At 74.5% G+C, this 25,563-nt stretch carries 24 protein-coding genes and 1 riboswitch; of the genes, 12 read left to right on the top strand and 12 right to left on the bottom strand.

The window, feature by feature from the left end; translation table 11 throughout:
* Positions 1–110: 110 nt before the first annotated feature.
* Entirely contained in the window at positions 111–1,085 is a 975-nt protein-coding gene (gene rsmH / locus ACIRS1_RS04855) for a 16S rRNA (cytosine(1402)-N(4))-methyltransferase RsmH (RefSeq protein WP_360207358.1), read from the bottom strand.
* Positions 1,086–1,659: 574 nt separating this feature from the next.
* Between rsmH and ACIRS1_RS04850 the strand changes: the two genes are divergently transcribed.
* The 4 genes from ACIRS1_RS04850 (at position 1,660) to ACIRS1_RS04835 (ending at position 7,275) form a co-directional block, all read left to right on the top strand.
* The gene (locus tag ACIRS1_RS04850; protein WP_402836789.1) at positions 1,660–2,202 is read left to right on the top strand and encodes a beta-class carbonic anhydrase; all 543 of its coding nucleotides are present in this window, start codon (positions 1,660–1,662) and stop codon (positions 2,200–2,202) included.
* A gap of 348 nt (positions 2,203–2,550) precedes the next feature.
* On the top strand, positions 2,551–3,522 hold the full coding sequence (locus tag ACIRS1_RS04845) for a MoxR family ATPase (protein WP_360207677.1): 972 nt from the start codon (positions 2,551–2,553) through the stop codon (positions 3,520–3,522).
* 1 nt (position 3,523) lies between these two features.
* The gene (locus ACIRS1_RS04840; RefSeq protein WP_402836787.1) at positions 3,524–4,843 is read left to right on the top strand and encodes a DUF58 domain-containing protein; all 1,320 of its coding nucleotides are present in this window, start codon (positions 3,524–3,526) and stop codon (positions 4,841–4,843) included.
* Positions 4,840–7,275: a DUF3488 and DUF4129 domain-containing transglutaminase family protein gene (locus ACIRS1_RS04835; RefSeq protein ID WP_402836785.1), complete on the top strand. Its 2,436-nt coding sequence runs from the start codon at positions 4,840–4,842 to the stop codon at positions 7,273–7,275. Before ACIRS1_RS04840 ends, ACIRS1_RS04835 begins: the two co-directional genes overlap by 4 nt.
* Positions 7,276–7,377: 102 nt before the next feature.
* Here ACIRS1_RS04835 and ACIRS1_RS04830 read toward each other — a convergent pair whose 3' ends face one another.
* The 3 genes from ACIRS1_RS04830 to ACIRS1_RS04820 form a co-directional block, all read right to left on the bottom strand.
* On the bottom strand, positions 7,378–7,767 hold the full coding sequence (locus ACIRS1_RS04830; protein ID WP_360207367.1) for a DUF3040 domain-containing protein: 390 nt from the start codon (positions 7,765–7,767) through the stop codon (positions 7,378–7,380).
* 408 nt (positions 7,768–8,175) lie between these two features.
* Positions 8,176–8,928: a methyltransferase domain-containing protein gene (locus ACIRS1_RS04825; RefSeq protein ID WP_360207370.1), complete on the bottom strand. Its 753-nt coding sequence runs from the start codon at positions 8,926–8,928 to the stop codon at positions 8,176–8,178.
* A 45-nt stretch (positions 8,929–8,973) separates the two neighbouring features.
* Positions 8,974–9,534 (bottom strand): SAV_6107 family HEPN domain-containing protein, encoded by a 561-nt coding sequence (locus ACIRS1_RS04820; protein WP_402836783.1) that lies wholly within the window; start codon positions 9,532–9,534, stop codon positions 8,974–8,976.
* Between the two features lie 586 nt (positions 9,535–10,120).
* Between ACIRS1_RS04820 and ACIRS1_RS04815 the strand changes: the two genes are divergently transcribed.
* Together ACIRS1_RS04815 and ACIRS1_RS04810 are read left to right on the top strand one after the other, a co-directional pair.
* Complete coding sequence (locus tag ACIRS1_RS04815; RefSeq protein ID WP_360207375.1) at positions 10,121–10,759, top strand: DUF4126 domain-containing protein; 639 nt, start codon at positions 10,121–10,123, stop codon at positions 10,757–10,759.
* 31 nt (positions 10,760–10,790) lie between these two features.
* Complete coding sequence (locus ACIRS1_RS04810) at positions 10,791–12,281, top strand: phytoene desaturase family protein (protein WP_402836781.1); 1,491 nt, start codon at positions 10,791–10,793, stop codon at positions 12,279–12,281.
* Between the two features lie 33 nt (positions 12,282–12,314).
* Here ACIRS1_RS04810 and ACIRS1_RS04805 read toward each other — a convergent pair whose 3' ends face one another.
* Together ACIRS1_RS04805 and metF are read right to left on the bottom strand one after the other, a co-directional pair.
* The gene (locus tag ACIRS1_RS04805) at positions 12,315–13,199 is read right to left on the bottom strand and encodes a hypothetical protein (protein WP_387898389.1); all 885 of its coding nucleotides are present in this window, start codon (positions 13,197–13,199) and stop codon (positions 12,315–12,317) included.
* Between the two features lie 203 nt (positions 13,200–13,402).
* Positions 13,403–14,323: a methylenetetrahydrofolate reductase [NAD(P)H] gene (gene metF / locus ACIRS1_RS04800; RefSeq protein WP_360207383.1), complete on the bottom strand. Its 921-nt coding sequence runs from the start codon at positions 14,321–14,323 to the stop codon at positions 13,403–13,405.
* Between the two features lie 185 nt (positions 14,324–14,508).
* Between metF and ACIRS1_RS04795 the strand changes: the two genes are divergently transcribed.
* Positions 14,509–15,615: a polyprenyl synthetase family protein gene (locus tag ACIRS1_RS04795; RefSeq protein ID WP_360207386.1), complete on the top strand. Its 1,107-nt coding sequence runs from the start codon at positions 14,509–14,511 to the stop codon at positions 15,613–15,615.
* A gap of 29 nt (positions 15,616–15,644) precedes the next feature.
* On the opposite strand, the gene thiE is transcribed toward ACIRS1_RS04795, so the two are convergent.
* From thiE to ACIRS1_RS04780, 3 genes are read right to left on the bottom strand one after another with little or no spacing between them, the layout of a single operon-like run.
* Positions 15,645–16,307, bottom strand: a complete 663-nt coding sequence (gene thiE, locus ACIRS1_RS04790) for a thiamine phosphate synthase (RefSeq protein WP_387898383.1) — start codon at positions 16,305–16,307, stop codon at positions 15,645–15,647.
* Positions 16,304–16,669, bottom strand: a complete 366-nt coding sequence (locus tag ACIRS1_RS04785) for an Rv2175c family DNA-binding protein (protein ID WP_402836777.1) — start codon at positions 16,667–16,669, stop codon at positions 16,304–16,306. Before ACIRS1_RS04785 ends, thiE begins: the two co-directional genes overlap by 4 nt.
* Positions 16,670–16,716: 47 nt before the next feature.
* A complete protein-coding gene (locus ACIRS1_RS04780; protein ID WP_402836775.1) occupies positions 16,717–17,925 on the bottom strand; it encodes an NAD(P)/FAD-dependent oxidoreductase in 1,209 nt (402 codons plus the stop codon).
* A 147-nt stretch (positions 17,926–18,072) separates the two neighbouring features.
* A riboswitch (TPP riboswitch) is annotated at positions 18,073–18,185 on the top strand.
* Between ACIRS1_RS04780 and thiO the strand changes: the two genes are divergently transcribed.
* From thiO to pknB, 4 genes are all read left to right on the top strand, one after another.
* A complete protein-coding gene (gene thiO / locus ACIRS1_RS04775) occupies positions 18,180–19,361 on the top strand; it encodes a glycine oxidase ThiO (protein ID WP_387898377.1) in 1,182 nt (393 codons plus the stop codon). (Overlaps the previous riboswitch by 6 nt.)
* Positions 19,358–19,567, top strand: a complete 210-nt coding sequence (gene thiS / locus ACIRS1_RS04770) for a sulfur carrier protein ThiS (protein WP_360207399.1) — start codon at positions 19,358–19,360, stop codon at positions 19,565–19,567. Before thiO ends, thiS begins: the two co-directional genes overlap by 4 nt.
* A 2-nt stretch (positions 19,568–19,569) precedes the next feature.
* A complete protein-coding gene (locus ACIRS1_RS04765) occupies positions 19,570–20,367 on the top strand; it encodes a thiazole synthase (protein ID WP_360207402.1) in 798 nt (265 codons plus the stop codon).
* A 121-nt stretch (positions 20,368–20,488) separates the two neighbouring features.
* Positions 20,489–22,264 carry a Stk1 family PASTA domain-containing Ser/Thr kinase gene (gene pknB, locus ACIRS1_RS04760; RefSeq protein WP_402836888.1) on the top strand — a complete coding sequence of 592 codons (1,776 nt, stop codon included), beginning with the start codon at positions 20,489–20,491 and terminating at the stop codon, positions 22,262–22,264.
* Between the two features lie 36 nt (positions 22,265–22,300).
* On the opposite strand, the gene ACIRS1_RS04755 is transcribed toward pknB, so the two are convergent.
* Complete coding sequence (locus ACIRS1_RS04755; protein ID WP_360207404.1) at positions 22,301–22,930, bottom strand: molybdopterin-dependent oxidoreductase; 630 nt, start codon at positions 22,928–22,930, stop codon at positions 22,301–22,303.
* Between the two features lie 229 nt (positions 22,931–23,159).
* Here ACIRS1_RS04755 and bfr point away from each other — a divergent pair, with 229 nt between their 5' ends.
* A complete protein-coding gene (bfr, locus tag ACIRS1_RS04750) occupies positions 23,160–23,639 on the top strand; it encodes a bacterioferritin (RefSeq protein ID WP_030239990.1) in 480 nt (159 codons plus the stop codon).
* Between the two features lie 36 nt (positions 23,640–23,675).
* Here the strand turns inward: bfr and ACIRS1_RS04745 are convergent, their stop codons facing one another.
* Together ACIRS1_RS04745 and ACIRS1_RS04740 are read right to left on the bottom strand one after the other, a co-directional pair.
* Positions 23,676–23,945 carry a bacterioferritin-associated ferredoxin gene (locus ACIRS1_RS04745; RefSeq protein WP_402836772.1) on the bottom strand — a complete coding sequence of 90 codons (270 nt, stop codon included), beginning with the start codon at positions 23,943–23,945 and terminating at the stop codon, positions 23,676–23,678.
* A gap of 190 nt (positions 23,946–24,135) precedes the next feature.
* Positions 24,136–25,470, bottom strand: coding sequence for a class II 3-deoxy-7-phosphoheptulonate synthase (locus ACIRS1_RS04740; protein WP_360207409.1), 1,335 nt, complete (start codon positions 25,468–25,470; stop codon positions 24,136–24,138).
* Positions 25,471–25,563 lie beyond the last annotated feature (93 nt).

The following is a 25,563-nucleotide window of genomic DNA, read 5'->3' as shown; positions in this document are numbered from 1 at the left end:
GATCCGTGCCCTGCCCTGTCCGGGGAGTGCTCCCCGCCCCGCCCGGACCTCACCGGCCACCGGCCCCACCGCTCTCCTCCGCCCTTCGGAACCCCACCGGGGCAAACGCCTCAGCCCCGCTTGCTACGGTCCCTGATCCTCTCCGCCACCCGCAGCCGCACGGGCGCGGCGCGCCGGTTCTCCTCGATCTCCTGCTCCGTGGCCAGCTCGGCACCACGGGTGATCAGCTTGAGCCAGGGCTGGTGCTCCTCCGGGATGAAGGGCAGCCCCGGCGGCGCGGTGTTGGTCGCCCCCGCGGCGAAGTACTGCTTCACCAGGCGGTCCTCCAGCGACTGGTAGGACATCACGGCGATCCGGCCGCCGACCGCGAGGACGTCCAGCGCCCCCGGGATCGCCCGGTCCAGGACCTCCAGCTCGCCGTTGACCTCGATCCGCAGCGCCTGGAACGTCCGCTTGGCCGGGTTCCCACCGGTCCGCCGGGTCGCCGCCGGGATGGCGTTGCGCACCAACTCGACCAGACGCGCGCTGTTGGTGAACGGTTCCTTCTCCCGCTCCCGCAGGATCACCGAGGCGATCTTCCCGGCGAAGCGCTCCTCGCCGTACACCTTGAGGATCCGGGCCAGGTCGCCGTGGCTGTAGGTGTTCAGCACCTCGGCCGCGCTGATCCCCCGGGTCTGGTCCATCCGCATGTCCAGCGGCGCGTCCTGCGCGTAGGCGAAGCCGCGGTCCGCCTCGTCCAGCTGCATCGAGGAGACGCCGAGGTCGAACAGCACGCCGTCGATCCGGTCGATGCCCAGGCGCTCCAACACCTCGGGGATCTCGTCGTAGACCGCGTGCACCAGGGTCGCCCGGTCGCCGAAGGGGGCGAGCCGCTCGCCGGACAGCTTGAGCGCCTGCGGGTCGCGGTCCACCGCGACCAGCCGCACCTCGGGGAACTGGGCGAGCAGCGCCTCGCTGTGCCCGCCGAGGCCCAGGGTGGCGTCCACCACCACCGCCCCGGGGCGCGAGATCGCCGGCGCCAGCGCGTCCATGCACCGCTGCAGCATCACCGGAACGTGCTTGGGGCCCGGCTCATTGGTGGTCATGCGCGGTGGCGCCCTTCCTCAGGTGCGAAGCAGCCCGACGTCCGGGAGCTGGGACCATTCTCGCCCACCGGTTCACGGCACGACGACGCGGCCCGTGGTCCCCGCCCGCTCAGGGGGAAGGTCATGACCGCCCGGCGCCGGGGAAGGTGCGCCAGGTGGGCACGGAGCGGGTGGAGGCCACGGACCGCGTCGGGCCGGGCGCACCGACCGGACGGGCCCGGTTGACGGGCCCCGGCGGGTGTGCTCCACTGCGCCGCAACTCTATCGCCCAGGCCCCGGCAGTCAATGGTCCGCTCCGGCGCACCACCCGGGCGGCGGTACGGATCACCGCAGGTCGCGGCCGTGGGCGCGGCCCCGCTCCGGCACCGGCCGCGGGCCCTCGCGAAACACCGCGCGCCCCGCCCCCGCGGCCGGCCCGGGAGCGCGGCCGCACCGGCCCCGGCACGGGCACCAGCGCAGGCCGGCACCACCCCGGGGCCGGGCCGCCCGTTGTGGCGATGCACCCGATCGCGGCGGCTCGTTCTGTAGCTCCTCACCCCACCGCACAAGCCAGGACGGCACTAACGTCACCACCATGACAGTGACACCCGACCGGCCCACGCCGACCGCCGCTGCCGACTCCCCCAGCCCCGCCGTCATCGACCGCTTCGTCACGGCCAACCGCGAGTACGCGGTGACCTTCCAGGACGGCGGCATGGACGCCCGCCCGGTCCAGCGGATCGCCGTGGTGGCCTGCATGGACGCCCGCCTCGACCTGTTCGCGGCGCTCGGCCTCGAACTGGGCGACGCCCACGTCATCCGCAACGCGGGCGGCGTCGTCACCGACGACACCATCCGCTCCCTCACCATCAGCCAGCGCGCCCTCGGCACCCGCTCGGTCGCGCTGATCCACCACACCGGCTGCGGCCTGCTCGGCCTCACCGAGGACTTCCGCCGGGAGCTGGAACTGGAGGTCGGCCAGCGCCCGCAGTGGGCGGTGGAGTCCTTCGTCGACCTGGACGGCGACGTCCGCCAGTCCATGCAGCGGGTCCGCACCTCCCCGTTCCTGCTGCACACCGATGACGTCCGCGGCTTCGTCTTCGACGTCCACACCGGACTGCTGCGCGAGATCCACTGACGGCCGGCGCCCCGCCCGCCCCGCCCGGCCGACGGCGTCCGGGCCGGCGGGGCCTCCCGGCGGCCGCCCCGCTCCCGAGGGTGACTTCTGACCTCCGCACGGGGGAGAATGCGCCTGCCGGTCGGACCCCGAACCACCTGGGGCGGCCAGGCCGCAGGCCGCGCCGGGCGCCGGATCCCCGATCGGAACCGCCCCCGGAACGGCCGCGTCAAGCATGGGGTGGGGTCCGGCCTCGGGGTGAGGCGGGCACAGCGTGCCAGGGAGCGTAAACGGGTGACGAGCTACAGCGATCAGGCCGGTCTCGGCGGTCCCGCGGGGGGCGGCCAGGGGGCGGACGGTTACCACCGGATCGGACTTCCCGAGCTCGCCGCGGTCGTGGACCGGGTCCGCGCCAACATCGAGAGCGTCATCGAGGGCAAGCCGGAGGCCGTCCGGATCGCGCTGACCGTCCTGCTCGCCGAGGGCCACCTGCTGCTCGAGGACGTGCCCGGCGTCGGCAAGACCATGCTGGCCAAGGCGCTCGCCCGCTCGGTCGACTGCACGGTGCGCCGCATCCAGTTCACGCCCGACCTGCTGCCCTCGGACGTGACCGGCACCAACATCTACGACCAGCACCAGCGCGACTTCGAGTTCCGCCCGGGCGCGATCTTCGCGCAGATCGTCGTCGGCGACGAGATCAACCGGGCCTCGCCCAAGACCCAGTCCGCGCTCCTGGAGTCCATGGAGGAGCGCCAGGTCACCATCGACGGCACCAGCTACGAGCTGCCGTCCCCGTTCATGGTCGTGGCCACCCAGAACCCGGTCGAGATGGAGGGCACCTACCCCCTCCCGGAGGCCCAGCGGGACCGCTTCATGGCCCGGATCTCGATCGGCTACCCGAGCCCCGAGGCCGAGTTCGCGATGCTCGACGTCCACGCCGGCGCCAGCCCGCTGGAGGACCTCCAGCCGGTCGCGCACGCCGCCGACATCCTCAAGCTGATCGACCTGGTCCGCACCGTGCACATCGCCGACCCGGTCCGCCGTTACGCCGTCGACCTGGTCGGCGCCACCCGCAGCAGCCACGAGCTGCGCCTGGGCGCCTCGCCGCGCGCCACCCTGCACCTGGTCCGGGCCGCCCGCGCCGCCGCCGCGCTCGACGGGCGCGACTACGTCACCCCGGACGACATCCAGCGCCTCGCCGTGCCCGTCCTCGCGCACCGCCTGATGCCGACCGCCGAGACCCAGCTCAGCCGCCGCACCTCCGAGCAGATCGTGACCGACCTGGTCGCCCGGCTCCCGCTGCCGCGCCCGCAGGGCGGCCCGGCCGTCCGGAGGGGCTGAGGTGCCGTCCGACCCGACGTCAGGCGTGCGGGCCGGGCTGCGCGGCCTCACCACCCGGGGGCGTTCCTTCCTCGCCGCCGGCATCACCGCGGTGCTCTGCGCCTACCTGCTCGACCAGGACGCGCTGCTGCGCGTGGGCCTGCTGCTCGCCGCCCTGCCGCTGGCCGCCGCGATGGTGGTCGCCAACACCCGCTACCGGGTGGCCAGCGGGCGCCGGCTGAGCCCGCGCCGGGCCGTGGCCGGCCAGGAGGCCAGGGTCCACCTGCGGGTCGACAACGTCTCCCGGGTGCCCACCGGCCTGCTGCTCCTGGAGGACAAGGTCCCGTACGTGCTCGGGCCGCGCCCGCGCTTCGTCCTGGACCGGGTCGAGCCGCGCGGCTACCGCGAGGTCTCCTACCGGGTCCGCTCGGACCTGCGCGGCCGCTACCCGCTCGGGCCGCTCCAGCTGCGGCTGTCCGACCCGTTCGGCATGTGCGAGGTCAACCGCTCCTTCTCCGCCTCCGACGTCCTCACCGTCGTGCCCCAGATCCAGGCCCTGCCGCACGTGCGGCTCAGCGGCGAGTGGGCCGGGCAGGGCGAGAGCCGCTCCCGCACGCTGGCGCTGGCCGGCGACGACGACGTGATCCTGCGCGAGTACCGCCCCGGCGACGACCTGCGCCGGGTGCACTGGAAGTCCACCGCCCGGTACGGCGAGCTGATGGTGCGCCGCGAGGAGCAGCCGCAGCGCGCCCGGGCGACCGTCCTGCTGGACACCCGCGAGATCGGCCACCGGGGCAGCGGCCCCGCCTCGTCCTTCGAGTGGGCGGTCAGCTGCGCCGCCTCCGTCGCCGCGCACCTGCTGGAGCGCGGCTACCAGACCCGGCTGCTCACCGACACCGGCCAGAGCGTCCCCGGCCCCGGCACCGGCGGCACCAACACCGCCGCCGACTCCTCCGGGCTGATCCTGGACGCCCTCGCCATCGCCGACCTGTCCGACGGCGGCGGGCTCTCCCGCGCCGAGGAGCCGCTGCGCACCGGCGGCGAGGGCCTGCTGGTCGCCGTCCTCGGCGACCTGGACGAGGAGCAGGCCACCCGGCTGGCCCGGCTGCGCAGCCGCACCGGCGGGGCCGTCGCCCTGCTGCTCGACACCGGCACCTGGGCGGGCCTGCGGATGCTCGCCCCGGACACCGGCGGCGAGCAGTTCCAGGCCCGCGTCCGGCAGCTGCGCGAGGCCGGCTGGACCGTCCTGCCGGTCCGCTCCGGTGACTCCCTCCCGGACTTGTGGCGGGCCGCCGACGGCGCCAGGACGACCTCCCCCTACCGAGAAGAGGCCGGCGCGTGACCACCCGGGCCAAACTGACCGTGTACTCGGCGCTGGCCACCGCCCTCGCCTCGCTCTGTCTGACCCCGCTGCTCACCACCAGCAGCTGGATCGCCCACGCCTTCCTGGTGGTCGTGGTGATCGCCGCGGCCGGCGCGGGCCTGCGCCGCTCCCCGCTGTACCGCTGGACGGTCCCGGTCGGGCAGCTGCTGGTGCTGCTCCTGCTGCTGCTCGTCGGCTTCGCCGGCTCCGGCGCCCTCTGGGGCGGCCTGGTGCCCGGCCCGTCCTCGATGCGCGTCCTCGACCAGGTCTTCGCCTCCGGTCTGGACGACATCCAGCAGTACGCGATCCCGGCACCGCCCAACGCCGGCCTGCGGCTGATCCTGGTCGCCTCGATCGGCCTGGTCGCCGTGGCGGTGGACACCATCGCGGTGACGTACCGGCACTCGGCGCTGGCCGGGCTGCCACTGCTGGCCCTGTACTCGGTCGGCAACGGCCTGGCCGGGGACCGCGGCAGCTGGCTCTGGTTCGGCCTGGCCGCGGCCGGCTACCTGGTGCTGCTGTTCGCCGAGGGCCAGGACCGGGTGTCCCGCTGGGGCCGGGTCTTCCGGGGCACCTCGCGCGGCACTGAGGGCGGGCGGGCGGTCGGCGTGGGCGGCCAGCAGATCGGCATCCTCGCGCTCGTCGCGGCCCTGCTGCTGCCCGCCCTGCTCCCGCACTGGGAGTCCGGCCTGATCGGGTCCGGCTCGGCCGGGCCCGGCGGCAAGGGCGGCTACGGCGCCGCCACCAGCCTCGACCCGCTGGTCAGCCTGGAGTCGGAGGTCACCAAGCCCACCGACACCGAGCTGCTCAGCTACACCCTGGACACCGAGCTCGCCGACCAGATCTACCTGCGGACCGGTTCGCTGGACCAGTTCGACGGCACCAACTGGAAGCTCAGCAGCACCGCGGTCACCGACCTCCCGACCACCCTGCCCTCCCCCGAGGGCCTGCGGGACGCCAACCTCCCGCGGATCGAGGGCGAGTTCCGGATCAGCAACCAGCTGGAGAAGAGCTGGCTGCCGATGCCCTACCCGGCCGCCACCGTGCAGGTCCCCAACCGGTCCGACTGGAAGCTCGACCCGCTGACCCGCACCGTCGTCCCGACCAACGACCGGGCGATCCGCGGCCTGAGCTACCACGTCACCGCCCTGGACCTGCGCCCCACCGCGAACGAGCTGCGCACCGTGCCGCTCGCCCCGCAGGACATCCGCGAGCGCTACACCGCCGTCCCCGCCGACCTGCCCCCGGTGGTCGCCCAGCAGGCCCGGGCGGTCACCGCCAACGCCCAGAACGACTACGACCGGGCGACGGCCCTGGTGAACTACTTCACCAGCTCGCAGTTCACCTACGACACCACGGTCAGCGGCGGCACCGGCAACAACGCGATCGCCGTCTTCCTGCGCGACCGCAGGGGCTTCTGCGTCCACTTCGCCTCCACCATGGCGGCGATGGCCCGCGTGCTGAAGATCCCGGCCCGGGTTGCGGTCGGATTCACCCCCGGCGACGCCAAGGGCGGGAACGTCTACTCGGTGAACGGCCGGATGTACCACGCCTGGCCCGAGCTCTACTTCTCGGGCTTCGGCTGGATGCGCTTCGAGCCCACCCCGAGCCGCGGCGTCCAGCCCCGCTACACCGAGCAGTCCAGCATCCCGACCACTGCCCCGACCCAGCAGCCGACCGCGGCCCCGCAGAGCTCGGCGGCCGTCCCGGCGCCGACCACCAGCAAGGACTGCGACGCCAAGCTGCGTCAGATGGGCGAGTGCGGTGACAAGGGCAAGGCCGTCAGCAGCGCCGCCGACGACTCCTGGCTGCTCTCCGCCCAGGTGCTGGGCACCACCGCCACCGTGCTGCTGGTGCTGGTGCTGCTGCTGGTGCCGATGTTCTGGCGCACGGCGCTGCGGCGGCGCCGCCTCGGTGGCGGCGGGCGCCGCCGCCCCGGCGGCAGCGGCCCGGCCGAGCTGACCGACGCCCAGGTGCTGGCCGCCTGGGACGAGCTGGTCGACTCCGCCTGGGACCTCGGGATTCCCCCGGACGAGTCACGCACTCCGCGCTCGGCCGCCCGGCGGATCGCCGAGGAGGCGGACCTGGACGCGGAGTCGGCGGCGGCCACCGGCCGTCTGGCGCTGGCCACCGAGCGGGTGCTCTACGCCCCGTCCGGCCAGGTCACCACCGCCCCGCTGGCGGCCGACGTCCGGACGGCCCGGCAGGGCCTGCTGGCCACCGCCGGCCGGGCCGGGCGGACCAGGGCGGTGCTGCTGCCGCCGTCCTCGGCGCAGTTGTGGTGGCGGATCTCCGAGGCGCTGCTCACGGCGCGGACGGCGGCCGGCAATCGGACGGCCCGGTTCTCCGCGGCGATCACCGGCCCGGTGCGGCGGCTGACCTCCCGGCGCGGGCGCGACGGGGAGTCCTGACGGGGCCGCGCCCGGACGCGCGAAACGCCGGGGCGGGCAGTCGGATCGACTGCCCGCCCCGGCGTTCGTTCCGGCCGGCGCGCCCGGCGCCGTGCCGTGCGCTCAGAACCCGCCGGTCTGCTCGTCCCGGCGGCGCTGCCAGCGCTGCTCCACGCGGTCCATCATCCCGGCCTTGCGGCGCGGTGCGGCGGCCGGCCGGGGGCCGGAGCCCTGGCTCGCGGGCCCGCGGCGCCAACCCGTCACGGCGAACACCGCGCACCCGAGCATCACCAGGAAACCCACGACGCTGACCCAGATCTGGTCCGGGACGACCATGCCGCCCATCAGCAGGCCGATGCCCACCACGAAGCCGCCGACGGCCAGGTAGACCCGCCGACGGGTGTAGGTGCGCAGCCCGGTTCCCTCAAGCGCAGACGCGAATTTGGGATCTTCGGCATACAGCGCTCGCTCCATCTGGTCGAGCAGTCGCTGCTCGTGCTCCGAGAGCGGCACGGAGTCCTCCTACTCGTCGGTCGCGGGTGCGACCGGTCCGCCGACCCGGTCGGGGCGGCAAGTCCAATCAGCCATCGGTGCACACGGTCGGACGCCTGTGCGGGGGACCCGGCCCGTGTCGTCCATATGCCCCACGCATCCGCCTGTCATGCTTTCCGGCTTTACCCAGATCATACGGTCCGTGGGCCCGTTACGGGGTGGTCTGCGCCGCGTGGGACGGGCCACTTCGACCGGGCGGGGCCGCATCATCCTCAACGCGGTGGGGCGCGGACAAGTGCCCGAACGGGTGGAATCCTTCCGGAGCTGGGGAGGTTCCGGAGCGCAGCGCGGCGACCGGCCGTCGTACGGGAAGCGAACCGCCGCCGCACGGTGCGCGAACCGTACGGCGGCGGAGGGGCCCGGAACGTCTCAGCCGAGCGTGGCCAGCAGGTGCAGCTGGGTCGCCACGGCGTGGAAGGCGGGCTGCGCGGCGGCGGCCTCCTCCAGCTTCAGCAGCGCCTCCATCGCGCCCGGCTCGGTGTCCACCAGCACACCGGGGACGAGGTCCGCGAAGACCCGGACGCCGTGCACGGACTCGACCGTCAGGCCCGCGCCCTCGGCCAGCAGGCCGAGCTCCTCGCCGGTGAAGCGGCGCGGCATCGGGTCCTGCTCGCCCCAGCGGCCGTCGGCGGCCGACAGCACCGTCCGGGCCTCGGTGAAGTGCCCGGACAGCGCGCGGGCCAGCACGGCGCCGTTGCGGTTGGCGGCCAGCAGGCTGACCAGGCCGCCCTTGCGCAGGGTGCCGGCGAGGCTGCCGAGCGCCTCCGCCGGGTCGTCCACGACCTCCAGCACTCCGTGGCAGAGCACCGCGTCCACCGTGCCCGGGGCGACCAGCTCGGGCAGCGTCTGGGTGTCGCCCTGGACGGCCCGGACCAGCTCCGTCACCCCGGCCTCGGCGGCGCGGCGCTCGAGGGCGAACAGCGCGTCGGGGCTGGGGTCGACCACGGTGACCCGGTGGCCCAGCTTGGCCACCGGCACGGCGAAGTTGCCGGTGCCGCCGCCGGTGTCGACCACGTCGAGCACCGGCTGGTCCAGCTCGGCCGCCCGCTTCTCCAGGGCTGCCCGCACCACCTCCCACACCACGGCGGTACGCAGGGCACTGCGGGGACGCGTCGGGTACACGGTGGGGCTCCTTGGCACGTGCAGATCGATCAGGATGCCTCCACCTTAGACCGACCGGTTGACGGGGCCCGTCACCACCGGCGGGTCGTCCACGTCCAGGGGTAACCGCGGGGCCGGCGGCGCCGGGCGCAGGCCCAGCAGCCGTTCGACCAGGCGCAGGAACAGGGCGGAGTTGCGGACCAGGTCATCGGCGTCGCGGGCGCTCGCGGCACCCCTGATCCCGGCCTCGGCGGCGGCCCGGCGGCGCGCGCCCGCGCCGTAGTAGACGGCCCACTCGGCCAGCTCGGGGGCCACCTCGGGCAGCACCTCCCAGGCGCTGCGGATGGCTCTGCGCCGGCGCGGGTCCTTCTCCGGCCGGCCGCGCACCGCCAGCACGGCCGCCACGGTGCGCAGCGCCGCCAGGTGGGCCGCCGCGTACCGCTCCAGCGGATCCTCCAGGGCGCGCGCCCGGTCGAGGGTGCGGTGGGCGTCGGCCAGCAGGTCGAGGGCGGCGGGCGGCGCGGCCGTCCGGCGCAGGACGGGATGGACGTCGCCGCCGCGCGGCGGGTGCGGCAGGGCGGCGGAGTGGAGGCGGGCGGTGACGGGCTCAGGACGGCTGACGGTCATGGTCTCCCCCGTTCCGAGGCAGCGCGCGGACCGGGCGGTCCGTGCTCCTCCATCGTGAACGGGACCACTGACAACGCGGCCGGAAACGGGTGCCGGCGGCCAGCGCGGGCCTGTCCCCCCAGGTCCCGCGCCGCCGCCGTGCGCCGCCGCTCCGCCCCTCCCCCGAGGGCGGTGGTGGCGAGCTCCCCCCGAGCTCCCCCCGAGCTCCCCCCACAGTGGCCGGTCTCCCCCCGGCCCGCTCCGCCGCCCCGTGTCGGCGGTGCGGTGACCGTGACCGGCACCCGAGGCGGACCACCGCCGCCGCCCCTCCGGCCCCTCGTGGCCGACTGGGGCGGACGTGGTCCGCCGACCGGTCCGTCGGCGCCCGACGCGCCGCCGTCCCGGTGCCCCTACTCTCCCGTCCCGAGGGGCCCCGGGGCCATCCGCTGACGTACTCAACCGCGGATCTGAGTATCCGTACTCAGATCCCCCGCAGCCGGTCCGCCGACGGCCGGAACCGGCGGGTCGGCGGGGGACGTCCCGGTACGGTACGGCGTGCAGTGCTCGAACGGAACGGGGGGAGCCACATCATGAGGAGGGGGAGACGATGACGGTCCTGCCGCTGATCTTCACCAGCGGACTCGCCAGCGGCATCAACGCCTACGCGGTGGTGCTGCTGCTCGGACTGCTGGGCCGGTTCGCCGGCGCGGACTCGGTGCCGCCCGCACTGGAACGCACCGACGTGCTGATCGCCGCCGCCGTGCTCTTCCTGCTGGAGGCGGTGGCCGACAAGATCCCGTTCGTGGACAGCCTCTGGGACTCCGTCCACACCGTCATCCGGCCGATCGCCGGCGCCACCGTCGGCGCCCTGATCGCGAGCGCCGACCCGGGCTCGCTGGGCGAGGTCGCGGCCGGTGCCATGGGCGGCACGACGGCACTGGTCAGCCATCTGGTGAAGGCCTCGCTGAGGATGGCCGTCAACACCTCGCCCGAGCCGGCCAGCAACATCGCGGTCAGCATGGCGGAGGACGTCTCGGTGGCGGGCCTGGTGACGCTGGCGATCTTCCACCCCTGGCTGGCCGCATCGATCGCCGCCGTCCTGCTCGCCGCGGGGCTGCTGCTGGTCTGGTTCGCGATCAACCGGATCCGGGCCTTCCGGGCCCGCCGCCGGGAGCGCCGCGCCGCCCGCGAGCAGCGCGAACAGCCCGGCCGGCCGTCGGAGGAGCAGTACGCCCGGCGTTTCTAGGCCGTGACCGCGGCGTCCTAGGATCAGTGCCATGGCACGGATCGTCATCATCGGCGCAGGAATGAGCGGGCTCGCGGCGGCCTCGCGGCTGGGCACCCTCGGACACCGGGTGACGGTCTGCGAGGCCGCCGGCACGTACGGGGGCATGGTCGGCCGGTACGAGCGCGACGGCTTCGCCTTCGACACCGGCCCCGGCCTGCTCACCCTCCCGGCCGTCTACCGCGACCTCGCCCTGAAGACCGGCCGGGAGCCGCTGGAGCAGCTCGTCGACCTGGCGCCGGTGGACCCGGAGAGCCGGCACCTGTTCCCGGACGGCACGGCCGTCGACCTGCCCAACGCCTCCCGCGGCGGCGTCAGCCAGGCCCTGGACGCCGCCTTCGGCGCCGGCTCCGGCGCCCGCTGGAGCGAGGTCATGAACCACGGCCGGACGGTCTGGGAGGCGACCCGCCGCCCGCTCCTGGAGGAGCCGCTGCCCGCCGACCCGACCCCGCTGCACACCGACCCGTACCCCGTCCCGCCGCGGCGCGGCCTGCTCGCCAGGCTCGGCCGGCCGCGCCCGTGGACCCTGGCCGACGTCGCCGCCCGGGAGCTCGGCGGCCACCCCGGCCTCACCGCGCTGCTGCACGAGCACGCGCTGCGGTTCGGGCTGCACCCGCACACCGCTCCGGCCAGCGCCACCGTGCTGCCGTACATGGAGCAGTCCTTCGGCGTCTGGTACGTCCGCGGGGGTCTGCGGGCGCTGGCCGACGCCGTCCACCGGCGCTGCGAGCAGCGCGGGGTCGAGTTCCGCTTCGACACCGCGGTCACCCGGGTGGTCGTCGAGGACGGCCGGGCCCGCGGTGTCGAGACCGCGGCCGGCCGGATCGACGCCGACCTGGTGATCGCCGCGACGGACGCCCGGACCCTCCTCGACCCCCGGAGCTCCGGCCTCCCCGCGCCGGCCGGCACCGGGCCGGTCCCGGCGCCGGGCCGCTTCGGCGTGCTGCTCGCCCTGCGCGGCCCCCGGCCGGCGGGCACCCCGCACCGGACCGTCGTGCACGCCGCCGACCCGGCGGCCGAGTCGGCCGCCCTGGCCGGCGCGGCCGCGCCCCACGACCGCCCGACGGTGCAGGTGCTCCGCCCGGACGACCCGTCGCTGCGCCCGGACGACGGCCACGAGAGCGTGGTGCTGACCGCGACCGTGCCCGCCCAGGGCGCCGTCGACTGGACGGCCCCGGGCGTCGCGGAACGCTACGCCGACCGGCTGCTCGACCACGTCGACGCGGCCGGGCTCGGCCTGCGCGAGCGGGTGCTGTGGCGGGTCGTCCGCACCCCGGAGACCACGTTCCGGGAGACCGGCGCCCCCGGCGGCTCCGTCCCGGCCCCGGCCCTCGCCGGGCCCGCGGGCGAGTGGCTGCGGCTCCCCAACGAGTCCCCGACACCCGGCCTGTACCTCGTCGGCGGGTCGGCCCACCCGGGCGGCGGGCTGGCCCGCACCGGCATGTCGGCCTGCATCACCGCGAACCTCGTCGGCCCGGCCTGAGCCCGGCCCGGGGCCCGCGCGGGCGGGCTCCGGTCAGCCCTGGTGCCAGGTGTTCTGCTGCTGGTAGCCGTAGGCGTGCTGGTCGTAGGCCTGCTGCTGGGGGATCCCCTGCTGGTGCTGCTGCTCCGGGTGCTGCTGGTGCTGCTGCTGGTCGGGGTGCTGCCAGTTCTGCTGCTGGTCCCAGCCGGCCTGCTGCTGCGGGTATGCCTGGTACTGGTCCTGCTGCTGGTAGCCCGCGTACGGGTCCTGGACCTGCTGCTGGGGGTAGCCGCCGTAGCCCTGGTCGTAGGCGAAGGCGGGCTGCTGCTGGGTCTGCCACTGCTGCTGGTCGTAGGCCGGCTGCTGCTGGGGCTGCACGGCGTCGTAGCCGGCCTGGTAGGCCTCGGCGTAGGGGTCGTGCGGCTGCTGCTGCTCGTAGTAGGACTGGGCGTAGACGCCGTCCTGGGCGAGCTCCTGCATCTCGAAGGCGGCGGTCTGCTCGACCTCGGGGGCGGCCTCGGCGACCGGGGCGACGGCCTCCGGCAGCGGGGGCTCCTCGACGGCGCTGACCTCGCCGACCCGGGGGGCGGCGGCCTCGACCGCGGCCACCGCGACGGCGCCGCCGGTCAGGGCGCCCAGCAGGGGCACCTTGGCGAGCGGGCCGGGCAGGCTGCCGTCGGCCTTGCGCAGCGACCAGCCGCCCTGGTGGCCGCGCTTCACCGAGAGGGTGACGAAGGTCTGGCCGACGGCGAACAGGGCAGCGCCGGCGCCGATCACCGGGACCGACCCGAGGACCATGCCGGCGGCCACCGCGAGGAAGCCGACCAGGGCGAGGGCCCGCCAGTGCAGCGGGGCGCGGTTCTGCAGCAGCACCTCCGCGAGGAGCCAGAGCGCCACCACCGCCAACGCGACGTACAGCAGCAGGTATCCGATGCCCATCCGCCCGCTACCTCCAGTCGCGTGCCCGCGCGCGCCGCGCGTGTGCGGCGACTGTACCGGTTCAACGGCCGGGGTACCGCATCGCGTTCCCGCCGCTCGGGAGCGGGGCGCACACGACCGAGCCCGGCACCGGCGGACCGGTGACGGGCTCGTGGGGGTGCGGCCGGGTGCGCGTCCGGGTGGGCGCGGCGCCGGGCGTCGCGTCAGGCATGGCGCTGGTGCAGGCCCAGGTTCTGGTAGATCTCCAGCGTCGCCGTGGAGTGGTTGAGGGTGATGAAGTGCAGGCCGGGCGCACCCTCGGCGAGGAGCCGCTCCGCCATCGCGGTGGCGTGCTCCATGCCGATCGCCCGCAGCGCCGCCGGGTCGTCGATGGCGGCCCGCAGTCGGGCCTCCAGGTCGACGGGGAAGGCGGAGCCGCTCAGCTGCGGGAAGCGCTCCAGCTGCCGGGCGTTGGTGACGGGCATGATCTCCGGGATGATCGGCGTCTCGCAGCCGGCGGCGGTGACCCGGTCGCGCAGCCGCAGGTAGTCGTCGACCTCGAAGAACATCTGGGTGATCGCGTAGTCGGCGCCGGCCCGGATCTTCCCGACGAAGTGCCGGATGTCCTCGTCCCAGTCGGTCGAGCGCGGGTGCATGTTCGGCGAGGCCGCGACGCCGACGCAGAAGTCGCCGATGCCCTTGATCAGTTCGACCAGCTCGTACGCGTAGGTGACGCCCTCCGGGTGGCTGACCCACTCGCCCGTCGGGTCGCCGGGCGGGTCGCCACGGACCGCGAGGACGTTGCGGACGCCCTGGTCGGCGTACTGGCCGATGATGTTGCGCAGCTCGGCGACCGAGTGGTCGACGGCCGTCAGGTGGGCGACCGGGGTGAGCGTGGTCTCGGTGGCGATCCGGCCGACCATGTTGACGGTGCGCTCCCGCGAGGAGCCGCCGGCGCCGTACGTCATGCAGACGAAGTTGGGGTCGAGCGGTTCGAGGCGGCGGATGGCGTCCCAGAGCTTCTGCTCCCCGGCTTCGGTGCGCGGGGGCATGAACTCGAAGGAGAAGGACCGCTTTCCGGCCGCCAGGAGCTCGCGGACCGTCTGTGCGCGGTCCGGTCTGGTGGAAGCGATTCCGAGTGCCATGCTGGCAGGTTATCCGGCGTTCGAAGGGGCCGGACAACTCGGTTCCACGGATTGAGACACCTGGTGGACGCCGTTCGGGTGGCCCTACCGGCCGGTAGGTCCGGGCCCGAACACCTGCTCGCACAGCCGTTCCCAGCCGCCCCGCTACGCTTGCTGCACCCCCAGCGAACCAGCGGAGCCTCATCGTGACCTCGTCCAGCAACCGGCCGGCCAACCCCATTGACGTGGAGGACGTCCGCACCCGCGTCAACGCCGCCCTCGCCGCGTTCATGGACGGCCAGGCCGCCCTGCTGGACAAGATCTCCCCCCAGCTGGCCCCCGCCACGGACGCCCTGCGCGACTTCCTGCTGGACGGCGGCAAGCGGCTGCGCCCGGCCTTCTGCTACTGGGGCTGGCGCGGCGCCGGCGGCCCGGCCGACGGCGCGGGGATCGCCAACGCGGCCGCCGCCCTCGAACTGCTCCAGGCGAGTGCCCTGGTGCACGACGACCTGATGGACCGCAGCGACACCCGCCGCGGCCTGCCCTCCGTCCACCGCCGCTTCGAGGCCCTGCACAGGGACAGCGGCTGGCGCGGCGACCGCGAGCAGTACGGGGCCTCGGCCGCGGTGCTGCTCGGCGACCTGCTGCTGATCTGGTGCGACGAGCTGTTCCTGCGCTCCGGCCTGGAGCCGGCGGCGGTGCTGGCCGCCAAGCCGGTGTTCGACCTGATGCGCACCGAGGTCATGGTCGGCCAGTACCTGGACGTGCTGGAGCCGGTGGCCGGCGACTCGGCGGACGCGGGCGCGCTGGAGCGGGCGCAGGCCGTGCTGCACTACAAGTCGGCGAAGTACACGATCGAGCGGCCGCTGCAGGTCGGCGCGCTGCTGGCCGGGGCCGGGCCGGAGCTGGTGGCGGCGTTCGGGGCGTTCGGCCTGCCGCTGGGCGAGGCGTTCCAGCTGCGCGACGACCTGCTCGGCGTCTTCGGCGATCCGGCGGTCACCGGCAAGCCCGCCGGGGACGACCTGCGCGAGGGCAAGCGGACCCTGCTGGTGGCGCACGCGATGCGCGGCCTGTCCGCCGCCGACGCCCGGCACCTGGACGAGCGCCTCGGCGCGCCGGACCTCGCCCCCGAGGAGGTCGCCGGGCTGCGCGCCCTGGTCGCCCGCAGCGGCGCGCCCGAACGGGTGGAGCGCCGGATCGAGGAACTGATGCGGCAGTCGCTGACCGCGCTGGAGGCGGCGCCGCTCGCCGACGAGCGGGCCCGGGCGGTGCTGCTGGCGCTGGCCGAGGCCGCCACCGTCCGCAAGTACTGAGGCACCGCGGACAGCGGCGGACGACGGGGTCAGGCCGCGCGCACCCGGCGCGACAGCTCGGCGGCGGCGGCCCGCGGGTCGTCCGCCGCGGTGATGGCGCGCACCACCACGATCCGGCGGGCGCCGGCGGCGAGCACCTCGTCGAGGTTCCCGAGGTCGATCCCGCCGATGGCGAACCACGGCCGGTCGGTGTCCCGCGCGGCCGCGTAGGAGACCAGGCCGATGCCCGGCGCCGGGCGGCCCGGCTTGGTCGGGGTCGGCCAGACCGGACCGGTGCAGAAGTAGTCCACGCCGGGCTCGGCGATCGCCGCGTCCACCTCGGACTCGGCGTGGCAGGACCGCCCGATCAGCACGTCCTCGCCGAGGATCGCCCGGGCGGCCGGCACCGGCAGGTCGTCCTGCCCGAGGTGCAGCACGTCCGGCCGGGCCGCGTGGGCGACGTCGGCGCGGTCGTTGACGGACAGCAGCTTGCCGTGGCGCCGGCACGCGTCCGCGAAGACCTCCAGGGCCTCCAGTTCCTGCCGCGCCTCCAGGCCCTTGTCCCGGAGCTGGACGACGTCCACCCCGCCGGACAGCGCCGCGTCGAGGAACTCGGCCAGGTCGCCCTGCTCGCGCCGGGCGTCGGTGCACAGGTACAGCCGGGCGTCGGCCAGCCGGGCCCGGGGGCCGGCGGCCGGCGCGGGGGTCGTCACAGCGCCATCGCCTGGGCGCGCCGCTTCACCTCGGTCGCCCGGTTCTCGCAGAGGGCCTGCGCCGGGGTCCCGGGCAGCGACGGGTCCTCGGTGAACATCCACTCGACGATCTCCTCGTCGCTGAACCCGCTGTCGCGCAGCACCGTCAGCAGGCCGACCAGGTGCTTGACCGGGCCCTCCTCGGCGATGAACGCGGCCGGGACCTGCAGCGACTTGTTGGGTCCGCGGCGTACCGCGATCAGCTCACCCTTCTTGACCATGTTGCGGACCTCGGTGACGAGCACGCCCCACCGCTCGGAGATGTCGGGCAGGTACAGCCACTCGGGGACCAGGGCATCAGTCTTCGCATCGATCTCACTCACGGCACCAGACTGCCACCTCGACGGGCCCCCGCGCACCAAGGGGCCGGTCAGAGGGCGGCGGCGGCCTTCAGCGGCACGGCCGGATCCGCCGCGCGGACCGGGTCCAGGGCGGTGCCGCGCTCGATCAGCCGCCGGCCCTGGGTGAGGTCGCGCGGCCGGTCGACGGTCAGCAGCGCGCTCGGCACCCCGTCGCGCAGCCAGAGCACCGCCCAGGAGGCGTCCCCGGGGCCGCCGCGCCACAGCATCCGGTCGCCCGCGGCGTGCCGCCCGGCGTACTGGACCATCCGCCCGAACTGCTCCGACCAGAAGTACGGCACCGGGTCGTACGGCGACACCTCCGCGCCGAGCACCGCGGCCGCCGCCGCCTCGCCGGACTGCAGCGCGTGGTCCCAGTGCTGGACGGCCAGCCGGGCGCCGACCCGTGCGGAGGGGTAGCTGACGCAGTCGCCGGCCGCGAAGACGCCCGGCACGCCCGTGCGCAGGCGCTCGTCGACCAGCACCGCGCCGGTGCCGTCCAGCTCGACGCCGGAGCCGGCCAGCCAGTCGGTCGCGGGCCGGGCCCCGACCCCGACCACCACCTCGTCGGCGGCCAGGTGCGAGCCGTCCGCCAGCCGCACCGAGCCGGACTCCACGGCGGCGACGCCGACCCCGCAGCGCAGCTCGACACCCGCCTCGGCGTACCAGGCGGCCATCGCCGAACCGACCTCGGTCGGCAGCGCACCGGGCAGCGGGGCCGGGCCCGCCTCCACCACCGTCACCGTGCAGCCGGCCTCGCGGGCCGCGGTGGCCACCTCGGCGCCGATCCAGCCCGCGCCGACCAGCACCAGGCGCAGCCCGGGCCGCAGCAGGGCCCGCAGCGCGAGCGCGTCGTCCAGGGTGTGCAGCAGGTGCGCGCGCTCGGCGCCGGGCAGCCGCCGCGGGGTGGCACCGGTGGCGATCACCAGTGCACCGTAGGGGAGTTCACCGCCGTCGGTGTGCAGCACGCCGGGGGTGAGGCCGGTGGCGCGGCGGCCGGTGAGCAGCTCGATGCCGAGGTGCGGGTAGTCGATGTCGAGGGGGGTGGCGTCGGTCTTGCCGAGCAGCACCTCCTTGGACAGCGGCGGCCGGTCGTACGGCGCGTGCCGCTCCTCGCCGACCAGCACGATCCGCCCCCGCCAGCCGCCCTGCCGCAGCTTGAGGGCGCACTGCGCCCCGGCCAGCCCGGCTCCGACGACGACCACCTGATCCGTTCCGCTCAGCTCTGCCACGCCCGTCACTGTACTCAGCGCCCTCGACGCCCGGTCGAGGCGTCCACCAGGGGGACCGCACGCCCGCCCGGCCGACCGCGGGCACCCCCACCTGCGCACCCTCCGTCCACCCCTCGTACACGCCTTCGGCCGGGCCGACCACCGGCGTTATGGTGGGGGCACCATCACGGGAGCCCGGCGGACCGGGCTGAGAGGCGGGCTGGCACGGCCTGCGACCGTCCGAACCTGATCCGGGTCATACCGGCGAAGGGAGAAGAGCAGCTTTGACACGCTTGGCACCGGGCGCCCGCGCCGACGTGCTGGTGGTCGGCGGGGGCCTGATCGGTCTCGCCGTCGCCTGGCGGGCGGCGCAGCGCGGACTGGCGACGGTCGTGGTCGACCCCTCCCCCGGCGGCGGGGCGGCCCGGGTCGCGGCCGGGATGCTCGCGCCGGTCACCGAGCTGCAGTACGGCGAGGAGCCGTTGCTGCGCCTCGGCATGGCCTCGAACGAGCGATACGCCGCCTTCGCCGCCGAACTGACCGAGGCGAGCGGCGGCGCGGACACCGGCTACCGGCGGTGCGGCACGCTCGCCGTCGCGCTGGACTCCGACGACCGCGCGGAACTGCGCGAACTGCACGCCTTCCACCAGCGGCTCGGCCTGGACTCGACCTGGCTGACCGGCCGGGAGGCCCGCCGCATGGAGCCGATGCTCGCCCCCGGCGTGCGCGGCGGCCTGCACGTCGCCGACGACCACCAGGTGGACGGCCGCCGGCTGCTCGCCGCGCTGCTGCTGGCCGGCGAGGCCGCGGGCGTGGTCGTGCGGCGCACCCCGGCGGTCGAGCTGCTGGTCGAGGGCGACCGGGCGGTGGGGGTGCGGCTCGGCGACGGCGGGGCGGTGACCGCCGACCGGGTGGTGCTCGCGGCCGGCCCGCACAGCCACCGGCTGCCCGGCCTGCCGGACGGGGTGCTGCCGCCCGTCCGCCCGGTGAAGGGGCAGATCCTGCGGCTGCAGGTGCCCGGGGCGTACCGGCCGTTCCTGTCCCGCAACGTCCGTGCCGTGGTGCGCGGGCAGCACCTGTACCTGGTGCCCCGGGAGGACGGCGAGCTGGTGATCGGCGCGACCACCGAGGAACAGGGCTACGACACCACGGTGACCGCCGGCGGGGTCTACGAACTGCTCCGCGACGCACACGAGTTGGTCCCCGGCATCACCGAACTCCCGCTACTGGAGACCTCCGCCGGGCTGCGCCCCGGCTCGCCGGACAACGCGCCGCTGCTGGGCCCGACCGCCCTGCCCGGACTGGTCGCCGCCACCGGCCACTACCGCAACGGGGTGCTGCTCGCCCCGGTGACCGCCGACCTGCTCGCCGAGTACCTGGCGACCGGCGAACTCCCCGAGCTGGCGCAGCCGTTCACCCCCACCCGGTTCTCCCCCGACCGCTCCACCACGAAGGCCTCCGCATGACCGAGATCGCACTGACCGTCAACGGCGAGCCCCGCCGGGTGCCCGCCACGACCACCCTCGCCGAGGTGGTGGCCACCCTCAGCACGGCCCACTCCGGCGTCGCCGCCGCGCTCAACGAGGCCGTGGTGCCCCGGGGTTCGTGGTCGGACACGGCGCTGTCCGCGGGCGACCGGATCGAGATCCTCACCGCCGTCCAGGGAGGCTGACCATGGCCGACGACCTGCTGACCATCGCCGGGGCGACCTTCGGCTCCCGGCTGATCATGGGCACCGGCGGCGCCCCGAGCCTGGAGGTCCTGGAGCGCGCGCTGCTGACCTCCGGCACCGAGCTCACCACCGTGGCGATGCGCCGGGTGGACGCCTCCACCCAGGGCTCCGTCCTGGACGTGCTGACCCGCAACGGCATCCGCGTGCTGCCCAACACGGCCGGCTGCTACACCGCCGGGGAGGCTGTGCTGACCGCCCGGCTGGCCCGCGAGGCGCTCGGCACCGACTGGGTGAAGCTGGAGGTGATCGCCGACGAGCGGACCCTCCTGCCGGACCCGATCGAGCTGCTGGACGCCGCCGAGACCCTCGTCGACGACGGCTTCACGGTGCTCCCGTACACCAACGACGACCCGGTGCTGGCCCGCAAGCTGGAAGACGTCGGCTGCGCGGCGATCATGCCGCTCGGCTCGCCGATCGGCTCCGGCCTGGGCATCCGCAACCCGCACAACTTCCAGCTGATCGTGGAGGGCGCGAACGTCCCGGTGATCCTGGACGCGGGCGCCGGAACCGCCTCCGACGTCGCGCTGGCGATGGAGCTGGGCTGCGCGGCCGTGATGCTCGCCTCCGCGGTGACCAGGGCGCAGGACCCGGTGCTGATGGCCGAGGCGATGCGGCACGCCGCCGAGGCCGGCCGGCTCGCGTTCCGGGCCGGCCGCATCCCGCGCCGCTTCCACGCCGAGGCCTCCTCGGCGATGGCCGGCCGGGCGGACCTGGACACCCGCGAGCGCCCCGCCTTCTGACGCCGGGACACCCGCGGCGCCCCGGGGGCGTCCCGTGTCACAAGCCGGGCACAGCCGGGCCCGGGGGCGGTGTCCCCAGGGTCCGGTGCGCGCCCGCGGCACTAGACTCCCCCGGGTGGACATGGCACTGCACGACCCGCTGATCGGTACCCTGCTGGACGGCCGGTACCGGGTCGAGCAGCGCATCGCGACCGGCGGGATGTCCACCGTCTACAAGGGCACCGACACCCGGCTGGACCGGGTCGTCGCCCTCAAGGTGATGCACCCCTCGCTGGCCGGTGACGACGGCTTCACCGCCCGGTTCATCCGCGAGGCCAAGGCCGTAGCCCGGCTCACCCACCCCAACGTGGTCAACGTCTTCGACCAGGGCGCGGACGGCGGGAACGTCTTCCTCGCGATGGAGTACGTGCCCGGCCGCACCCTGCGCGACCTGCTGCGCGACCGCGGCGCGCTGTCCGTCCGGGCCGCGCTGGACGTGCTGGAGCCGGTGCTCGCCGCCCTGGGCGCCGCCCACCGGGCCGGGCTGGTGCACCGCGACGTCAAGCCGGAGAACGTGCTGATCACCGAGGGCGGCCTGGTCAAGGTCGCCGACTTCGGCCTGGTCCGGGTGCTCGGCACCGCGGACGGCGCCCCCACCTCGACCAGCACCGCGACCGGTGGCACCGTCCTGGGCACCGTCTCCTACCTCGCTCCCGAGCAGATCCTCCCGGACGCCCCCACCGACCAGCGGGTCGACGTCTACGCGGCCGGCATCCTGCTCTACGAGATGCTCACCGGCCGCCGGCCGCACACCGGCGACAACCCCGTCCAGGTCATGTACAAGCACCTGCACGAGGACGTCCCGGCCCCCTCGCTGACCGCCCCGGCCGTCCCCGCCGCGCTGGACGCGATAGTGGCCGGCGCCTGCGCGCGGACGGCCGACGCCCGCCCGTACGACGCGGTCGAGCTGCTCGCCGCCCTGCAGCGGGTCCGCCGCACGCTCACCCCGGCCGAGCTGGACGCCGAGCCGCCGGCCTCCACCCGGCCCAGCCCGCGCTACCCGACCAGCGAGCCGACCTCGGTCATCCAGCCGCTGCCGCACCCGGCCGACGCCCCACCGCCCGAGCGCACCAGCGTGCTGGACGTCCCGGCGGACCTGATGGACCAGCTGCTGGTCGAGCCGCGCCCGTACGACGAGCCGACCCCGGTGCGCCGCCGCCCCGGCCGGCTGCGCCGCCTCCCGCGGCGCCCGCTGCTCTGGGTCGCCGCGCTGAGCGCCCTGGTGCTGGCGGTCGGCGGCGTCACCTACGGCCTCTCCGAGGGCCTGTACGGACCGGTGCCCGGTGTGCTCGGCAAGGACCGGGCCGAGGCGCAGCGGATCCTGGACAAGGAGGGCATGCACGGCCGGTTCGTCGAGGCGTTCAGCGAGAGCGTCCCGGCCGGGCAGGTCATCGCCACCGACCCCGGGGTGGGGGCACGGGCCCGCAAGAGCGACACCGTGACGGTGACCGTCTCCAAGGGCCCCAAGCGGATCGCCGTGCCGGACGTCACCGGCAAGCCCGCCGGCCAGGCGGCCGAGGCGCTGGCCGCCGCCCAGCTGACCAGGGGCGGGGTGACCGAGACCTACGACGACACCGTGCCGGAGGGCGCGGTGATCAGCAGCTCTCCGGCGGCCGGGCAGCTGCTGCAGGAGAACGCCGCGGTGTCGCTGGTGGTCAGCAAGGGCATGGTGCCCGTGCCCGACGTCACCGGCATGACCAAGGACGACGCGGCGAAGACGCTGCAGGCGGCCGGTTTCACGATGCAGACCACCGGGGTCAACCTGTTCGGCACGGGCAAGGTGTCCGGCCAGTCCCCCGCGGCCGGCGAGCGCCGCCCGCAGCACACCGCGGTGACGGTCAACTTCCCGTTCTTCTAGAGCGGGTCGGGCGGCCCAGCGAGCGGGTCGGGCGGCTCAGCGGAGCGGGCCGTCGCCCGGCTCCTCCTGGTAGGAGTAGCGCTGCTCACGCCACGGATCGGCCAGGTTGTGGTAGCCGCGCTCCTCCCAGAAGCCGCGGCGGTCGGCCCGCATGTACTCCACCGCGCGGACCCACTTGGGGCCCTTCCAGGCGTACAGCTGCGGGACGACCAGCCGGACCGGGAAGCCGTGTTCGGCGGTCAGCGTCTCGCCGTTGCGGTGGGTGGCCAGGACCGTCCGCGGGTCGGCGAAGTCGGCCAGCCGCAGGTTGGCGCTGTAGCCGTACTCGGCCCAGACCATGACGTGGGTGACGCCGGGCGCGGGGGGCACCAGGTCGAGCAGGGCGGCCGCCGGCACACCCGTCCACTCGTTGCCGAGCAGCGTGAACTTGGTGACGCAGTGCAGGTCGGCGACGACGGTGGTGCGGGGCAGGGTCTGGAAGGCGGTGAAGTCCCAGCTGTGCTTCTCCGCCGAGGCGGTCGCGCCGAACACCTGGAGGTCCCAGGTCAGCGGCTTGAAGCGGGGTACCGGACCGTAGTGCAGGGCGGGCCAGCCGCGCTGCGCGCGCTGCCCCGGGGGGATCCTCGGGTCAGACGGCGGAAGTGGTTCTTGTTCGGACTGACCCATGGCTCCATGGTGACAGACGGCGGCCGGGGCCCGGCGCGCGCCCCTTCTGCGGGCCGCACGCCCCGCTCGTACGGGCCAACGGTCCACTGCCCCCGGAACTTTCCCGGGTAAATCGGATATTCCGACACATGTCCTAGTGAGTGTGAACTTACTGGAATTTCCGCCCACCCCGGTGCCAGGATGCGCAACGCGGGACCAACCGCAGGCCGAAGCGCAGGGAGGCAGCGCCATGCAGGGCGATCCAGAGGTCATCGAGTTCCTCAACGAGCAGCTCACCGCGGAGCTCACCGCGATCAACCAGTACTTCCTGCACGCCAAGATGCAGGAGAACTTCGGCTGGACGAAGCTCGCCAAGTACACCCGGCACGAGTCCTTCGACGAGATGAAGCACGCCGAGACCCTCACCGACCGGATCCTCTTCCTGGACGGGCTGCCGAACTACCAGCGGCTGTTCCACGTCCGGATCGGCCAGACGGTCAAGGAGATGTTCGAGGCGGACCGCCAGGTCGAGGTCGAGGCGATCGACCGCCTGAAGCGCGGGATCGTGGTGATGCGCGCCAAGAACGACGTCACCTCGGCGAACATCTTCGAGGACATCCTGGCGGACGAGGAGCACCACATCGACTACCTCGACACCCAGCTGGAGCTCCTGGAGAAGCTCGGCGAGGCGCTCTACCTCGCCCAGCTGATCGAGCAGCCGGAGTCCTGAGGCGCCGGAGCCCTGAGACGCCGGAGCCCTGAGGCCTCAGGCCGCGCGCAGCACCCTGACCGGGGCCGGCGCCCCGGACGCCGGCGGGGCCTGCTCCGGGGCCTCCGGGTCGGCCAGGCCGAGCTTCGCGGCGAGCCGGGCGGTCGGGCACGGCCGGGCGCCGTGCTCGCCGAGCAGCGCCTGGATCCGGCGGACGCAGGACCCGCAGTCGGTGCCGGCCTTGCAGCCCTTGGCGATCTGGCGGGGGCTGTCGGCACCGGCGTCGATCGCCTTCTTCACCTGGTCCTCGGTGACCGCATGGCACATGCACACGTACATCGCGGGTCTCCCGGGGGGTGGAGCGGATTGGATCTTGACTAAGGCTTGCCTTAGTTCACTAAGCCTCACCTTACCCGGCGATCCGGGCACGAAAAAGCCCCTCCGGGCTCGGGAATCCCGAAACCGGAGGGGCCTTCGTCACATCTCGGTGATCGCCCCGCTCTCCGGGGCGGCCGCCTCACTGCCCGCGGTACATCTCCGCGACCAGGAACGCCAGGTCCAGCGACTGGCTACGGTTGAGCCGCGGGTCGCAGGCCGTCTCGTAGCGCTGGTGCAGGTCGTCGACCAGCACCTCGTCGCCGCCGCCGACGCACTCGGTCACGTCGTCGCCGGTCAGCTCCACGTGGATGCCGCCCGGGTGGGTGCCGAGCGCGCGGTGCACCTCGAAGAAGCCCTTGACCTCGTCGAGCACGTCGTCGAAGCGGCGGGTCTTGTGGCCGCTGGAGGCCTCGAAGGTGTTGCCGTGCATCGGGTCGCAGATCCACACCGGCTGCGCGCCGGAGGCGGTGACCTTCTCCACCAGGGTGGGCAGGTGCTCCCGGACCTTGCCGGCACCCATCCGGGTGATGAAGGTCAGGCGGCCCGGCTCGCGCTCCGGGTCCAGCTTCTCGATCAGGGTCAGCGCCTCGTCGACCGAGGTGGTCGGGCCGAGCTTCACCCCGATCGGGTTGCGGACCTTCGAGGCGAACTCGATGTGCGCGTGGTCCAGCTGGCGGGTGCGCTCGCCGATCCACACCATGTGGCCGGAGACGTCGTACAGCTCGCCGGTGCGCGAGTCCACACGGGTCATCGCGGTCTCGTAGTCGAGGATCAGCGCCTCGTGCGAGGAGTAGAACTCGACGGTCCTGAACTCCTCCGGGGCGACGCCGCAGGCGTTCATGAACGCCAGGGCGTTGTCGATCTCCCGGGCGAGCTGCTCGTAGCGCTGGCCGGCCGGCGAGTTGCGCACGAAGTCCTGGTTCCAGGCGTGCACCTGGCGCAGGTCCGCGTAACCACCGGTGGTGAAGGCGCGCACCAGGTTGAGCGTCGCGGCGGACGCGTTGTACATCCGCTTCAGGCGCTCCGGGTCCGGGATGCGGGACTCGGGGGTGAACTCGAAACCGTTCACCGAGTCGCCGCGGTAGACCGGGAGGGTGACGCCGTCCCGGGTCTCGGTCGACTTGGAGCGCGGCTTGGAGTACTGACCGGCGATGCGGCCGACCTTCACGACCGGCACCGAGGCGGCGTACGTCAGCACCGCCGCCATCTGCAGCAGGGTCTTCAGCTTGTTGCGGATGTGCTCCGCCGAGACGCCGTCGAAGGCCTCGGCACAGTCACCGCCCTGCAGCAGGAACGCCTCACCACGCGCCACGGCTCCGAGCCGGGCGCGCAGCTGGTCGCACTCGCCGGCGAAGACGAGCGGCGGATAGGAGGCGAGCTCGGCAAGGGTCTTGCGCAGAGCCTCTTGGTCCGGCCATTCAGGCTGCTGCGCCGCGGGCAGGGACTGCCAGGAGTGGGGATTCGTCACGGTCACACCGCCAAGGCTACGGGGTGACGCGAGCGATTCGTGACCATTGCCCGAGGGATGAGACACGACTCGGACAATCACGTGACGGGGCTCACCCGC

It is taken from the genome of Kitasatospora sp. NPDC101176 (assembly GCF_044768035.1).
Lineage (GTDB): Bacteria > Actinomycetota > Actinomycetes > Streptomycetales > Streptomycetaceae > Kitasatospora.
Note: the sequence above shows the minus strand (reverse complement) of the source record. Positions and strands in the feature narration are given on the sequence as shown.